Genomic DNA, 13,380 nt, shown 5'->3' on the forward strand with positions numbered 1-13,380 from the left:
CTCTTGGAGGAATCGATGCTGCCGCTGATCCTGGGACTGATCCTTTTTCTAGGAATGCACTCCGTCCGCATGGTCACGCCTGCATGGCGCGACGGTCGCGTTGCGGCTATGGGCGAAGGACCCTGGAAAGGCCTCTATTCGCTCGTTTCCCTTGTCGGCTTCGTGCTCATTGTCTGGGGATATGGCAAGGCCTGGGCGGTGGCGCCGGTACTTTATGAGCCGCCGACATGGCTGAAGCACGTGGCGGCGCTGCTGATGTTCTTCTCCTTCGTTTCGGCGATGGTATCGGCCTTTCCGGCGGGCCGCCTCAAGCCCGCTCTCAAGCATCCTCTCCTTCTTGCCGTGAAGATCTGGGCATTCGCGCATCTTCTCGCCAATGGCGATCTCGCAGCCGTCATCCTGTTCGGCGCTTTCCTCGCCTGGGCAGTGGCGGATCGCATTGCGCTAAAACGCCGGAAAGCCCCCCTCCCGAAAGCCGGGCCGGCGAAGTGGGACGTGCTCGCGGTCCTGTCGGGCGCGGTGCTCTATGCCCTTTTCGTCTGGAGGCTGCATCTTTGGCTCATCGGCGTACCGCCGCTCGCGTGACCGGCCGAGCGAGATAACCCGGAATTTCCCGCGCTCCCCCTTCCATGCCGGCGAAATTCCGCTAAAACGGCGGCCGTCACCGATCCCGCGACGGGAAGCGGGATGTCTACGGTTGGATTCTGATGTCGGACGACAGCTTTTTTCGCGAGGTAAACGAGGAGATTCGCCAGGACAAGGCGAAGGCTCTCTGGGACCGCTACGGCGCTTTGGTCATCGGCCTTGCCGTTGCGATCGTGCTCGGCACGGCGGCTTTCGTCGTCTACGAATATTGGACGGGGTCGCAGGCGAGCCGTTCCGGTGACGACTTCGCGCAGGCGCTGGCTTTGGCCAACGAAGGCAAGAACGACGAGGCGCTTGCCGCGCTGAAGGCGCTCGAGGCCGACGGATACGGCGCCTATCCGGTGCTGGCGCGCCTGCGCGCGGCGACGGTCATGGCCGAGAAGGGCGATTTCGCGGGAGCCGTGGCCGGCTTCGACGCCATTGCGAATGACGGCTCGATTGCGATGTCGATACGCGACATGGCCCGGCTGCGTGCTGCCTTCGTGCTCGTGGACCATGGTTCCTACGCCGATGTTTCCCAGCGGGTCGAACAACTCAGCGCTGACACCAATCCGCTGCGCCACTCCGCGCGCGAGGCGCTCGGTCTGTCTGCCTGGAAGGAAAGCAGGAACCAGGATGCGCTGAAGCTCTTCGAGCAGATTTCGGCTGACAATGCCGCGCCGCGTGACGTGCGCGAACGCGCTACGCTGATGATCGAACTGATCCGTGGTTCAGGCCCCGCGTCGTGAGCCATGGGTATAAAAGTCGCCATCACCGGCAGGCCTAACGTCGGCAAGTCAACGCTTTTCAACCGTCTTGCGGGAAGAAAGCTGGCGCTTGTCGACGATACGCCCGGCGTGACGCGCGACCGGCGCGTGCATCCCGCGAAGCTCTACGATCTCCATTTCGAGGTGATCGATACGGCTGGGTTCGAGGATGCCGCGGCAGCCACGCTGCAGGGCCGCATGCGTGCCCAGACCGAGATCGCGATCGACGAAGCCGATCTCATCTTCTTCATGGTCGATGCCCGGGCAGGGCTCTTGCCTGACGACAGGACATTCGCCGAGATCGTTCGCCGTTCGGGTAAGCCCGTCGTGCTCGTCGCCAACAAGGCGGAGGCGCGTGGTGCCGGAACTGGCCTGCTCGAGGCCTGGGAACTCGGCCTTGGCGAGCCGGTGCCGATCTCGGCCGAGCACGGCCAGGGCATGCCTGACCTGCGCGACGCCGTCATCGGCGCGCTCGGGGAAGCCCGCGCCTTTGGCGAGGAGGATGAAGGCGAGAGCTTGCCCGCCGAAAGCGAGCCGCTGATAGGCGAAGACGTCGCCGATCCCGATGTCGAGACGCCCTATGACGACACCAAGCCCTTGCGCATCGCTGTCGTCGGCCGCCCCAATGCCGGTAAATCGACGCTGATCAACACGCTGATAGGCGAGGAGCGCCTGCTGACCGGCCCGGAAGCCGGCATTACCCGTGATTCCATCTCCGTCGAATGGGAATGGCGCGGGCGCCGGATGAAGCTCTTCGACACAGCCGGCATGCGCCGCAAGGCGAAGGTCCAGGAGAAGCTGGAGAAACTGTCCGTCGCCGACGGGCTTCGGGCTGTCCGGTTCGCCGAGGTGGTCATCGTCGTGCTCGATGCGACGATTCCGTTCGAGAAACAGGACCTGCAGATCGCCGATCTCATCATCCGCGAGGGGCGGGCTCCGGTGATCGCCTTCAACAAATGGGACCTGATCGACAATCCGCAGGAAGTGCTCGCCGATCTTCGCGAGAAGACGGAGCGGCTTTTGCCGCAGGTACGCGGCGTTCAGGCCGTCCCCGTGTCGGCTGAGACGGGGCGCGGACTGGATCGGCTGATGGAGGCCGTGCTGAAGACCCACAAGGTCTGGAACAGCCGTGTTTCCACCGGGCGGCTGAACCGCTGGTTGGAGCGTGTGTTGACGCATCACCCGCCGCCGGCAGTGGCGGGACGGCGGTTGAAGATCAAATACGTGACGCAGGCGAAGACTAGGCCGCCCGGCTTCGTCCTCTCCTGCTCGCGGCCGGAGGCGATGCCTCAGTCCTACGTACGTTATCTCGTCAATAACCTGCGCGAGGCGTTCGACATCCCGGGTGTGCCCATCCGCGTGGCGCTACGCGCGTCGGAGAATCCATTCGCCGGAAAGGCGAAGAAGCGGAGTTGACGAGCGGAAAGCACATCCCGTCGTCATTATCGTGCCCCATTCGGTCGCATTAACGCTCCATCAAGGTTAATGCACCATTGTCCTCTCCGGGATTGTGCTGCGTTCTGGAGAGTGCTCGTGCATCGACGACTTTTTGCGCGGCCGTTTTCGGTCGCTGAGCTGAAGAAGCCGTCTCTTTCGACAATCGTGGTTGGGCTTGGAATCTGGATCGGTTTTCCGACCGTTGCGGCCTATCAGGACATGACGAGCATGGTGTTGGGCATGGACAACCCCGCCGCTCGTTGGAGCGCCTATGTCGAAGAGGCGGTGGCGGGTTCCGTTCATTCCGCCGAGATGCCTTTCGCCGACGGTGATCTCAAGGCGGGTGCGATTTCCGGGGCGGGCGTGAATGCGCCCGGCGTCGGCAAGATCGCGTTCCGGAGCAAGGGCGCCGCTTCGGAAAATACGCCCGACGAGGAGCGCATAACCCGTGCCGACAAGAAAGGACGGGTCGTCAAGATCGCGCCGGTGGCGCCTCCGAAAGCCTTCAGCGCCGGCTCCGTGCTTGAGCGCAGCAGTTCACTGATGGAGCCCCGCTTCGACGGCGGTCTCAAGATGGCATTTGCCACACCGACGATCAAAGGCAAGGAAATCGAGATCGCCACGGCCTTCTACGTAAAGCGGAAAAAGCAGCGCGATCCAGGCATCTCGTCGGTGATCGCCGACCTCGTGACCAACGACAAGCCCGACGTTCTCGCAACGGCCTACGCCCCGGCCGCGCCTGACTATGCCAGGGCCTCGCCCTTCGAGACGCTGTTGCAGGACGACCCGGACAACGGACGTTTCATTCCGCCGGTCGCCAGCGGCGATCACGACTGGATGGCCACGCCTTTGCCGGCCTCCGTGTTCAGCAAGGAAGAGCAGAAATGCCTGGCGACCGCCGTCTATTTCGAGGCGCGCGGAGAGAATCCGAGAGGGCAGGCCGCAGTGGCGCAGGTGGTACTCAACCGTGTGCGCAACCCCGCTTATCCCAAGACGGTCTGCGGCGTCGTCTACCAGAACGACAATTGGCGTAACGCCTGTCAGTTCTCCTTCGCTTGCGACGGCATCAAGGACCGCATCACCAGTCCTTATCACTACAAGCTTGCCCAGGAAGTCGCCATGGCGGTGACGGCGGGCAAGATCTTCATTCCCGAGGTCGGATCGTCGACCCACTACCACGCAACTTACGTCCGGCCGCGATGGTCGCGGACGATGGAGAAGATGAAGAAGATCGGCCTCCACATCTTCTATAGGACCCACGGCGGCGGCTGGAGCTAGGCATTTTCCGCGCGGCTCTCGGCGTCATCGCTGGAGATTCCCGCGCGGGATTCGGGCCAATGCTGGCGCCCCCGCATCGGGCGCACTATGTCGCACTTAGCCAACCGTTTGATTTTCTTTCAGAAAATACATGTGGCAAGTCCTTCTTCGGCGGCTTGACTGGCGAATGCGGCCTAACTATGTTGCGCCCGACTTTGAAGCGGACAGTAGGTGCACTGCTGGCCGGGCATGGAGGTTGCGATGGCCAGTAAAAAAAGGCCAGACGGAACTGGAAAATCCGGGCCCGGGACAGACAAACCCGATCTCCGCGACGACGACCTGGAACGCCGCCGGCGCGAGCTTGAAGCTTCACTTGCAACAAGAATGCCGGAACGACGGAACGGGAGCGAAGGCGCCAGGCCGGACGCAACGTCCGGCTATGGGCAGGCACTGAAACTATCCAGCGAGTTTATCGCGGGGATCGTGGTTGGTGCTGGGCTCGGCTGGATCATCGACTACTTGGCGGGCACATCGCCATGGGGGCTGATCGTCTTCTTGTTCCTTGGTTTCGGCGCCGGCGTGCTCAATGTCCTGCGTTCTGCGGGAATGGTCGCCGAGGCTGGTTCGAAGCAGTCCGACAAGGGCAGCGACGAGCCAAATACGAAATGAAACCGCGCCGTGCGGCGCAGATGACTGCGAGGGTTCGTAAGTGGCCAACGATCCGATCCACCAGTTCCAGATCTCGAAATGGATTCCGATTGACATCGGCGGGGTGGATCTGTCCTTCACCAACTCGTCGGCTTTCATGGTGGCGACGGTCGCCGCGGCTGGTGCGTTCCTGTTCCTGACGACGTCGAACCGCGGACTTATCCCGAGCCGCATGCAGTCCGTCTCCGAAATGTCGTACGAGTTCGTGGCCTCCATGCTGCGCGATGCGGCCGGCTCGCATGGAATGAAGTTCTTCCCCTTCGTCTTCTCGCTCTTCATGTTCGTGCTGACGGCCAATCTGCTCGGCCTCTTTCCATACTTCTTCACGGTCACCAGCCATATTATCGTAACCTTCGCGCTGGCGCTGCTCGTGATCGGCACCGTTGTCGTCTATGGTTTCTGGAAGCATGGCTTCAAGTTCCTCAAGCTCTTCGTGCCAGAGGGCGTGCCGGGCGTTCTCATTCCGCTCGTGGTGCTGATCGAGATCATCTCGTTCCTGTCGCGGCCGATCAGCCTTTCCGTCCGTCTCTTCGCAAACATGCTGGCCGGGCACATCACGCTCAAGGTTTTCGCCGGCTTCGTCGCCTCGCTTAGCGCGTTCGGCGCCGCTGGCATCTTTGGTGCCGTCCTGCCGCTCGTCATGACGGTGGCGATTACCGCTCTCGAATTTCTGGTGGCCTTCCTGCAGGCCTACGTCTTTGCGGTGCTGACCTGCATGTACCTCAACGACGCCCTGCATCCGAGCCACTAGGGACCTTCCGCCGGCGGGTCTTCCGTCAGACTGAAATTCAATCCTATTCTCGATCCACAAGGAGTTGGACAATGGAAGTTGAAGCAGCAAAGGCAATCGGTGCGGGCATCGCCTGTCTCGGCATGGGTGGTGCGGGCATCGGCCTTGGCCATATCTTCGGTAACTACCTGGCGGGCGCGCTGCGCAACCCGTCCGCTGCCGATGGTCAGTTTGGCCGCCTGATCTTCGGTTTCGCCGTGACCGAAGCTCTGGGCATCTTCTCGCTGCTCGTCGCGCTCCTGCTCCTCTTCACGTAAGAGCCGGCCGATCAGCCGATAGAACCGGCCGCAGAGACTTGCGGCCGGGTGGAGCGAACAGGGGAATAAGATGTTTGTGACACCGGGTTATGCCGAAGAAGCCGCGCCGGCAGCGGCAGGCACCCAGGCCGTCGAAGGCCAAGCCCATAGCGAAGCAGGCCCTGACCACAGCTCGAGCGGCTTCCCGCCGTTCGACAGCTCGACTTTCCCGTCGCAGCTGCTGTGGCTGGCGATCACTTTCGGCCTGTTCTACCTGTTCCTGAAGAAGGCCGTGTTGCCACGCATCGGCAGCATCCTGGAGGTCCGGCGCGACCGTATCGCCCAGGACCTCGATCAGGCCGCGCGTATGAAGGAAGAGGCCGACGCGGCTGTCGCCGCCTATGAGCAGGAACTGGCGGAAGCCAGGAACAAGGCCAATGCCATCGGCCAGGATGCTCGCGACAACGCCAAAGCCGAAGCCGAGGCTGCTCGCAAAGAAGTCGAGGCGGGGCTCGAAACGAAACTTGCCGAGGCAGAGGGGCGTATTGCCTCCATCAAGGCCGCAGCGATGAAGGAAGTCGGCAGCATCGCCGAGGACACTGCTGTCGCGATCGTCGAGCAACTCGTCGGCGGCAAGGGCGACAAGGCCGCCATTGCAGCCGCCGTAAAGGCGGCAAGGGGATAAGGCTATGGACGCAACATTCTGGGCCTTTGTCAGCCTCATCATTTTCCTGGCGATCGTCGTCTACCTGAAGGTACCCGGCATGCTGGGCAAATCGCTCGACGAGCGCGCCAACCGCATCCGCAACGAGTTGGACGAAGCCCGCCGCCTGCGCGAGGAAGCGCAGCAGCTGCTTGCCGAGTACCAGCGCAAGCGCAAGGAGGCGGAGCAGGAGGCGAGCGAGATCGTCGCCGCGGCCAAGCGTGAAGCAGGCCATCTGGTCGAAGAGGCGCATAAGAAGACCGAAGACTATGTCGCGCGCCGCACCGCGCTGGCCGAGCAGAAGATCGCCCAGGCCGAGCGTGACGCCGTAACCGAGGTTCGGGCCAGCGCCGTGGACATAGCGGTCGAGGCGGCGCGCGCTGTGCTCGCCGGCAAAGTCGACGCCAAGGCTGACGCCAATCTCTTCAAGGCGTCGGTCCAGGAGCTGAAGTCGAAGCTCAACTGAACCGGGCTGCACCGACAACCAAAAAAAGCCGCCGTTTCCGGTGGCTTTTTTTGTTGGAGCGATGCTTGGCCGAGATTTGGGCCCGCATTGCCAAAGCTCCGATGTTGCGGGACTGCGCCCTTTCGCCTGCGCCTCTTTCCATCGGACGCCGAAGGGCGGTCAGAGGTGGATGAGCGGCTTGGTGGGTTCCGGGCGTGTAAACGATACGGCCGCTCGGTCCGAGAGCTGTGGCGGCCGTGAAAAGTACAAGTCTTCCCCGAGAATGTCTATTTCGCTTCCCCGAGAGTGAGCCTAGCTTGTGAAAGTGGCGGCCACCGGGAGGATAGGTGGGCCGCTCACGATAGCGGGCGCAGCGAGTCCTGTGCCCCATGAGGGAGGAACTCTGATGACCATTGCGAACCGCAGGCAAGCCCTGCGCTGTCTTGGCGTGTCTGTCGCTCTTGCAACCGTGTTGGCGGCATTTCCTGCGCCCGCTCAGGACCAGACATCGGTGAAGATCGGCTTTGCCATCTCGAAGACGGGCCCGAACGCCGGCGGCGCCGGCCTTACCACGCTGCCCAACTATCAGCTCTGGGTGAAGGAGGTGAACGACGCAGGCGGCCTTGAACTGCCCGACGGAAAGCGTCTGCCCATCGAGGTGATCGAGTATGACGACCGTTCCTCGGCCGAGGAAGTCGTGCGTGCAGTCGAGCGCTTGGCTACCCAGGACAAGGTCGACTTCATCCTTCCGCCCTGGGGTACGGGCTTCAACCTCGCCGCTGCCCCGCTCTTCGATCGCTTCGGTTATCCGCAACTCGCGGTTTCGGCGGTCACAGACAAGGCTCCTGAATTCGTCAAGCGGTGGAAGAAGAGCTATTGGCTGCTCGGTGGTGGTCACGACTATACTGAGGCGCTGGCCGGCCTGCTGGACAAGGCCGCCGGCGAAGGCAAGATCAACAAGAAGGTCGCGATGATCTCCGTTGCCGACGGTTTCGGCATCGATCTGGTGACCGCCGCCCGTCCCTCTTTCAAGGACGCCGGCTTCGAGGTCGTCTACGACGTAACTTATCCGGCTGGCACGACCGACTTCACGCCGATGATCAACGAGGCCGCGGCGAGCGGGGCCGACACTTTCGTCGCCTTCTCCTATCCGCCGGAAACATTCGCGCTCACGCAGCAGGCGCAGGTGGCGAAATTCAATCCGAAGGTTCTCTATCTCGGCGTCGGCACGGGCTTTCCCGTCTATGGCAAGAACAATGGCCAGAACGCCGAAGGTATCATGAGCCTCGGAGGCATCGACCCGAAGAACGAGGCCAACATGGCCTACCGCAAGCGCCATGAGGAGGTCACCGGCCAGGCTCCGGATCTGTGGGGTTCGGTCGTCACCTACAACAGCCTGCAGATGCTGCAGGAAGCGATCAAGCGGCGAGGTCTCGACAAAGACGCGGTGGCCGACGAACTGTCCAATGGCACCTTCCAGACCGTGCTTGGCGAGGTAAAGCTCGAGAATAACCAGTTGCGCAAGCTCTGGTTCGGCGGTCAGTGGCAGAATGGCCAGTTCGTGGCAGTGGCGCCGAAGGATCGTGAGGGCGTCACCCCCGTTATCCTGCCCAAGCCGTCCTGGCAGGCACAATAAGGCGTTCGCCTGCGGATCCCGGGGGAGGCGGACGATGGTCACGACTTTGATTGCCGGGCTTGTGCTCGGTGGAAGCTACGCGCTTGTGGCGATGGGGCTCACCATCCAGTACGGCATCGCGCGCACCATGAATCTCGCTTATGGCGAGACCGTCATTGCTGCCTCCTTCGCTGCTTATCTTATCCACAATTTCCTCGGCGCCAGCCCGGTTCTCGGTCTGGTCGTCGTGGCGCCGGCCGGCTTTCTTTTCGGCTGGTTGATTTACGGCCTGCTGTTGCGGCCGCTGGTGGCGCGTTCGAAAGGTGGCGCGGCGCTGGAGATCGACTCCATTCTCGCCACTTTCGGGCTCCTCTTCGTTGTCCAGGGCGTCATGCTCGTCGCATTCGGCGGCAACTACATGACTTACAACTACATGAATTTCGGCGTCGACGTCCTTGGCACCAGCGTTGCCGCTAACCGATTGCTGGCGTTCGTTCTGGCGCTTGTCATCGGCGGCGGTCTGTATCTTCTGCTGACGCGGACCCGTTGGGGCACAGCTCTTCGCGCTGTGGCGGTGGCGCCGGGCTCGGCGCCGCTGGTGGGCATCGATGCCGATCGTGCGGCCCGCTTCGCCTTCGCGCTGGGCGGTGCGCTGGCAGCCTGCGGCGGCGTGATCATTTCGATGTACCAAACCTTCACCGCTTCCTCGGGCGTCGTGTTCACCATGAAGGCGTTGATCGTCGTCATCATGGGTGGCGTCGGCAATCTTGCCGGTGCGCTGAGCGCCGGGCTGATCCTCGGGCTCGTTGAGACTTTCGTGGCGACCTATGTCAGCCCAGGCCTGACCTTGGCGGCCGTCTATCTCATCTTTCTGAGCGTGCTGCTTTGGCGTCCCGCCGGGCTTTTCGGAAAGGCCCGGCGATGAGAACGTTGCTCGGATGGCTTTGCGCGGCCGTGGTGTTGGTCGCGCTGGCGCTCGCTCCCTTCTATGTCGGACCTTATGGATTGGGACTGCTGGTTGGCATGTCCGGCTATGTCACCCTTGCCTCTGCATGGGCGCTGTTCTCGGGCCGCACAGGTTACATCTCGCTTGCGACCGTGGCCTTCTTCGGCCTGGGCGCCTATACAGTCGCGGCTCTGAACGAGACGCTGCCTTATCCGCTCGTTCTGGTGATCGCTGCGCTGATCGGGCTCGCTGTCGCCCTCGTGGTCGGGATTTCGACGCTGCGGCTCGCCGGCGTCTATTTCGTAATCTTCACGTTCGGCCTCGCCGAACTGATCCGCCAGCTCGTCACCTGGTACGAAATCAACGTCACAGGCACGCTCGGACGCTATATCTTCCTGCCGATCGGGCCGGAGCACATCTATTGGCAACTGCTTGCGCTCGGCACTCTGACCCTGCTTTTCACCTGGTGGGTCGGCCGTTCGCGTCTGGGGTTGGCGTTACGCGTCATAGCCGACGACGAGGTGGTCGCCTCGCATCTGGGCATCGACATCGCCCGCACCAAACTTGCCCTGTTCGCCGTCAGCGCCGTCGTCATTACGCTGGTCGGCGCAATTCAGGCCCCGCGCTGGACCTATGTCGAGCCGGCGATCGTCTTCAATCCGACGGTTTCCTTCCTGACGCTCATCATGGCACTGCTTGGCGGGGCGTCGCGACTCTGGGGTCCGGCTCTGGGCGCTGTCCCGCTCTTCCTGCTTTTCGAATGGTTGTCGGCCAATTTCCCAAACCATTATTCCATCCTGCTCGGTGTACTGTTCATCGTGATCGTGTTCCTTTTGCCTAAGGGAGTGGTCGCCTTCATCGAAGACCTTTTCCCTCGGCGACAAGTCGCCCCATCCGGCACTGCGAGTTCATCGAAGCGTTTCCGGGAGGAGGTGCGCCCATGAGCGCGCTGCTTCAGATCTCCGGCCTGACCAAGCGCTTTGGCGGGCTCGTCGCGGTCAATGGGGTATCTTTTGAGATCGCCGCCGGTGAGGTGGTTGGTCTGCTCGGTCCCAACGGTTCGGGCAAGACAACGGTGCTCAACATGATCTCCGGCAGCCTGAAGCCCACTGCGGGAAACATTCGCTTGCGCGGTGACGCCATCGGCGGCCTCAGCCCGCATCGCATCGCACGAAAAGGCATTGCCCGCACATTCCAACTCGTGCGCATCCTTCCGTCGCTCAGCGTCGTCGAGAACGTGGTTGCCGCGCTCGCCTTTCGTACAGAGGCGCTCTGGGGCAACGAAGCGTATGAAGCCGCCGCCACGCTGCTGGAGCGCGTGGGCCTTGCAGGGCGGAGTGCCGAACAGGCCGAGCAGCTCACCTATATCGATCAGAAGCGGGTCGAACTCGCACGCGCGCTTGCTGCTCGCCCGCAACTGCTTCTGCTGGACGAATGGCTGGCGGGTTTGAACCCGACAGAATTGCGCGTGGGCATAGACCTTATCGCCGAGTTGCGCGACACCGGCACGACGATCCTCCTGGTCGAGCACGTCATGGAAGCAGTGCGCGCCCTATGTGGCCGCTGCGTCGTGATGAATGCAGGCATCAAGATCTCCGACGGCGAGACCCAGGCAGTGCTCAAGGAGCCCGAGGTCGTTCGTGCCTATCTAGGGGCGGCTCATGCTTGAGATCCGAAATCTCGCGGTGGACTACGGCAAGCATGTTGCATTGCAGGGCGTTTCGCTCGATGTCGCGGAAGGCGAAACGGTAGTCATGCTGGGCGCCAATGGCTCCGGCAAGTCGACGCTGCTCAAGGTGATCGCCGGCCTCGTTCGCCCGCGTGAAGGAGCGTCGATCGGTTTTCTCGACGCTCCGCTCCTTGGTCGGAAGGCGCATGAAATATTGGAACGGGGTGTTGCGCTCGTCCCGGAGGGCCGCGGCATTTTTCCCGAACTGACGGTGGCCGAGAATCTCCTCCTCGGCGCTTATCCCAGGCGTGCGCGTTCCGACGAAGCAGCGAATCTTGCCAAGGTTTTCGACCTCTTTCCACGCCTTGCGGAACGTCGGCGCCAACCCGTCGCCACCATGTCCGGAGGCGAGCAGCAGATGGTGGCGATCGGTCGCGCCCTGATGTCGGCGCCAAGGCTTTTGATGCTGGACGAACCGAGCCTCGGTCTGGCCCCGGTCCTGGTCGGCGAGCTGTTCGAGGTGCTGGCCACCGTTCGCGAAAGCGGCATCAGCCTGCTGATCGTCGAGCAGAATGTGCGCATCAGCCTGTCCATAGCGGACAGGGGATACCTTCTGGAAGCCGGGCGGATCGTCGGCGAAGGATCGGCAGCGACTCTCGCCGACGATCCATCGGTCCAGCATGCCTTCCTGGGTGTGGCGTCGGACGCCTGAAGCAACGGAGACTCCAATGGACGTGATTGGACTGATGATCGGAAGCGAGGAGATGGATGCGTCGAACGGCGCAACCTTCGATCGTCGCAACCCTATTTCCGGCATCGTCGCCACGCGCGCGGCCGCAGCCACGATCGACGATGCGATTGCTGCGACCGATGCGGCGGCCGCGGCTTTTCCTTCGTGGTCGCGTTCCACTCCACGCGAGCGTCGGCTCATTCTTTCCAAGGCTGCGGACATCCTTTCCGCGAAAGAGGCGGAGTTTGCCGAGGCCATGGCCGCAGAGATCGGTGCCACGCCCGGTTGGGCGCATTTCAATGTCATGCTGGCCTCGGACATGCTGCGAGAGGCGGCGGCGCTGACGACGCAGATCACCGGCGAGATCATCCCCTCCAATCGGTCGGGTTCACTCGCAATGGCCGTGCGGCAGCCCGCGGGCGTTGTCCTGTCCATAGCGCCGTGGAATGCGCCGGTCATTCTCGGTGTCCGGTCGCTTGCCACGCCGCTTGCCTGCGGCAACACCGTTGTGATGAAGACGTCGGAGCTCTGCCCGCGCACGCATCGGCTGATCGTGGACACGCTCAATGAGGCCGGTCTGCCAAAGGGGGTGCTCAACGCCGTCTCCAATGCACCGGATGATGCCGCAGAGATCGTCGAAGCGCTGATAGCGCAGCCCGCCGTGCGCCGCGTCAACTTCACCGGGTCGACCCGCATCGGCCGCATCATCGCCGCGGCTGCTGGTCGTCATCTGAAACCTGCGCTCATGGAGCTCGGTGGCAAGGCTCCCCTCGTCGTTCTCGACGACGCCGACATAGATGCCGCTGTCGCCGCCGCCGCCTTCGGAGCCTACATGAACCAGGGGCAAATCTGCATGTCGACGGAGCGTATCGTTGTCGACGAGAAGATCGCGGATCAGTTCGTCGCCGCGCTTGCTGCCAAGGCTAAGAGCCTCAAGGCCGGAGACCCGACCGCGGGCGAGACGCCGCTCGGCAGTGTGATCGACGCGACCGCCGCAAACCGCATCGGCCAGCTTATCAAGGACGCCGTGTCCAAGGGTGCGACGCTGGTGGCCGGAGGCGGAATCGACGGCACGATCGTCCAGCCAACGGTGCTCGACAGGGTCACGTCCTCGATGCGCATTTTCAGCGAGGAATCCTTCGGACCGGTGGTATCCGTAGTTCGGGTCGGCAGTGAGGACGAGGCAGTCCGCGTGGCTAACGACACCGAATATGGCCTCTCCTCGGCCGTATTCGGGCGCGACGTCAATCGCGCTCTGGCTGTCGCGCGACGCATCGAGTCCGGCATCTGTCACATCAATGGTCCGACCGTGCACGACGAGGCACAGATGCCGTTCGGAGGTGTCAAGGAGTCGGGCTACGGGCGCTTCGGTGGAAAGGCAGGCATTGCGGAGTTCACCGATCTTCGCTGGATCACGATCCAGGACGGCCCGATCAACTATCCGATCTGAGGA

Annotated in this window: 15 protein-coding genes; all 15 read left to right on the forward strand. The window is 62.7% G+C overall.

Annotation, left to right across the window (positions count from 1 at the left end; all coding sequences use genetic code 11):
- The first annotated feature begins 15 nt into the window (after positions 1-15).
- The 15 genes from ACCO56_RS03695 to ACCO56_RS03765 all read left to right on the forward strand — a co-directional run bounded on the left by ACCO56_RS03695 (position 16) and on the right by ACCO56_RS03765 (position 13,377).
- Entirely contained in the window at positions 16-585 is a 570-nt protein-coding gene (locus ACCO56_RS03695; RefSeq protein WP_433637718.1) for an NnrU family protein, read from the forward strand.
- A 122-nt stretch (positions 586-707) separates the two neighbouring features.
- Positions 708-1,373: a tetratricopeptide repeat protein gene (locus ACCO56_RS03700; protein WP_433637720.1), complete on the forward strand. Its 666-nt coding sequence runs from the start codon at positions 708-710 to the stop codon at positions 1,371-1,373.
- Positions 1,374-1,376: 3 nt separating this feature from the next.
- Positions 1,377-2,807 carry a ribosome biogenesis GTPase Der gene (gene der, locus ACCO56_RS03705; RefSeq protein ID WP_433637722.1) on the forward strand — a complete coding sequence of 477 codons (1,431 nt, stop codon included), beginning with the start codon at positions 1,377-1,379 and terminating at the stop codon, positions 2,805-2,807.
- Positions 2,808-2,924: 117 nt separating this feature from the next.
- Positions 2,925-4,106, forward strand: a complete 1,182-nt coding sequence (locus ACCO56_RS03710; RefSeq protein ID WP_433637724.1) for a cell wall hydrolase — start codon at positions 2,925-2,927, stop codon at positions 4,104-4,106.
- Between the two features lie 240 nt (positions 4,107-4,346).
- Positions 4,347-4,754 carry an AtpZ/AtpI family protein gene (locus ACCO56_RS03715; protein ID WP_433638325.1) on the forward strand — a complete coding sequence of 136 codons (408 nt, stop codon included), beginning with the start codon at positions 4,347-4,349 and terminating at the stop codon, positions 4,752-4,754.
- A gap of 40 nt (positions 4,755-4,794) precedes the next feature.
- On the forward strand, positions 4,795-5,544 hold the full coding sequence (locus ACCO56_RS03720) for a F0F1 ATP synthase subunit A (RefSeq protein WP_433637726.1): 750 nt from the start codon (positions 4,795-4,797) through the stop codon (positions 5,542-5,544).
- A 71-nt stretch (positions 5,545-5,615) separates the two neighbouring features.
- Positions 5,616-5,840 carry a F0F1 ATP synthase subunit C gene (locus tag ACCO56_RS03725; protein WP_008595464.1) on the forward strand — a complete coding sequence of 75 codons (225 nt, stop codon included), beginning with the start codon at positions 5,616-5,618 and terminating at the stop codon, positions 5,838-5,840.
- A gap of 70 nt (positions 5,841-5,910) precedes the next feature.
- Positions 5,911-6,504: a F0F1 ATP synthase subunit B gene (locus ACCO56_RS03730; RefSeq protein ID WP_433637728.1), complete on the forward strand. Its 594-nt coding sequence runs from the start codon at positions 5,911-5,913 to the stop codon at positions 6,502-6,504.
- Positions 6,505-6,508: 4 nt separating this feature from the next.
- Complete coding sequence (locus ACCO56_RS03735) at positions 6,509-6,988, forward strand: F0F1 ATP synthase subunit B (RefSeq protein WP_433637730.1); 480 nt, start codon at positions 6,509-6,511, stop codon at positions 6,986-6,988.
- A gap of 385 nt (positions 6,989-7,373) precedes the next feature.
- Entirely contained in the window at positions 7,374-8,603 is a 1,230-nt protein-coding gene (locus ACCO56_RS03740) for an amino acid ABC transporter substrate-binding protein (protein ID WP_433637732.1), read from the forward strand.
- 34 nt (positions 8,604-8,637) lie between these two features.
- Positions 8,638-9,507 carry a branched-chain amino acid ABC transporter permease gene (locus ACCO56_RS03745; protein ID WP_433637733.1) on the forward strand — a complete coding sequence of 290 codons (870 nt, stop codon included), beginning with the start codon at positions 8,638-8,640 and terminating at the stop codon, positions 9,505-9,507.
- A complete protein-coding gene (locus ACCO56_RS03750) occupies positions 9,504-10,472 on the forward strand; it encodes a branched-chain amino acid ABC transporter permease (protein ID WP_433637735.1) in 969 nt (322 codons plus the stop codon). The genes ACCO56_RS03745 and ACCO56_RS03750 overlap by 4 nt, the downstream gene beginning before the upstream one ends.
- Positions 10,469-11,197: an ABC transporter ATP-binding protein gene (locus tag ACCO56_RS03755; RefSeq protein WP_433637737.1), complete on the forward strand. Its 729-nt coding sequence runs from the start codon at positions 10,469-10,471 to the stop codon at positions 11,195-11,197. Before ACCO56_RS03750 ends, ACCO56_RS03755 begins: the two co-directional genes overlap by 4 nt.
- The gene (locus ACCO56_RS03760; RefSeq protein WP_433637738.1) at positions 11,190-11,909 is read left to right on the forward strand and encodes an ABC transporter ATP-binding protein; all 720 of its coding nucleotides are present in this window, start codon (positions 11,190-11,192) and stop codon (positions 11,907-11,909) included. Before ACCO56_RS03755 ends, ACCO56_RS03760 begins: the two co-directional genes overlap by 8 nt.
- A 16-nt stretch (positions 11,910-11,925) precedes the next feature.
- Positions 11,926-13,377, forward strand: a complete 1,452-nt coding sequence (locus ACCO56_RS03765; protein WP_433637739.1) for an aldehyde dehydrogenase — start codon at positions 11,926-11,928, stop codon at positions 13,375-13,377.
- The last annotated feature ends 3 nt before the right edge of the window (positions 13,378-13,380 follow it).

Source organism: Mesorhizobium sp. 1B3, assembly GCF_050958605.1.
In the GTDB taxonomy this organism is placed as follows: Bacteria; Pseudomonadota; Alphaproteobacteria; order Rhizobiales; family Rhizobiaceae.

What these genes read in the sequence shown, in the direction of transcription:
- ACCO56_RS03695 (WP_433637718.1), top strand. Translation starts at nt 16, where the DNA reads ATGCTGCCGCTGATCCTGGGACTGATCCTTTTTCTAGGAATGCACTCC.
- ACCO56_RS03700 (WP_433637720.1), top strand. Translation starts at nt 708, where the DNA reads ATGTCGGACGACAGCTTTTTTCGCGAGGTAAACGAGGAGATTCGCCAG.
- der (WP_433637722.1), top strand. Translation starts at nt 1,377, where the DNA reads ATGGGTATAAAAGTCGCCATCACCGGCAGGCCTAACGTCGGCAAGTCA.
- ACCO56_RS03715 (WP_433638325.1), top strand. Translation starts at nt 4,347, where the DNA reads ATGGCCAGTAAAAAAAGGCCAGACGGAACTGGAAAATCCGGGCCCGGG.
- ACCO56_RS03725 (WP_008595464.1), top strand. Translation starts at nt 5,616, where the DNA reads ATGGAAGTTGAAGCAGCAAAGGCAATCGGTGCGGGCATCGCCTGTCTC.
- ACCO56_RS03730 (WP_433637728.1), top strand. Translation starts at nt 5,911, where the DNA reads ATGTTTGTGACACCGGGTTATGCCGAAGAAGCCGCGCCGGCAGCGGCA.
- ACCO56_RS03735 (WP_433637730.1), top strand. Translation starts at nt 6,509, where the DNA reads ATGGACGCAACATTCTGGGCCTTTGTCAGCCTCATCATTTTCCTGGCG.
- ACCO56_RS03740 (WP_433637732.1), top strand. Translation starts at nt 7,374, where the DNA reads ATGACCATTGCGAACCGCAGGCAAGCCCTGCGCTGTCTTGGCGTGTCT.
- ACCO56_RS03745 (WP_433637733.1), top strand. Translation starts at nt 8,638, where the DNA reads ATGGTCACGACTTTGATTGCCGGGCTTGTGCTCGGTGGAAGCTACGCG.
- ACCO56_RS03750 (WP_433637735.1), top strand. Translation starts at nt 9,504, where the DNA reads ATGAGAACGTTGCTCGGATGGCTTTGCGCGGCCGTGGTGTTGGTCGCG.
- ACCO56_RS03755 (WP_433637737.1), top strand. Translation starts at nt 10,469, where the DNA reads ATGAGCGCGCTGCTTCAGATCTCCGGCCTGACCAAGCGCTTTGGCGGG.
- ACCO56_RS03760 (WP_433637738.1), top strand. Translation starts at nt 11,190, where the DNA reads ATGCTTGAGATCCGAAATCTCGCGGTGGACTACGGCAAGCATGTTGCA.
- ACCO56_RS03765 (WP_433637739.1), top strand. Translation starts at nt 11,926, where the DNA reads ATGGACGTGATTGGACTGATGATCGGAAGCGAGGAGATGGATGCGTCG.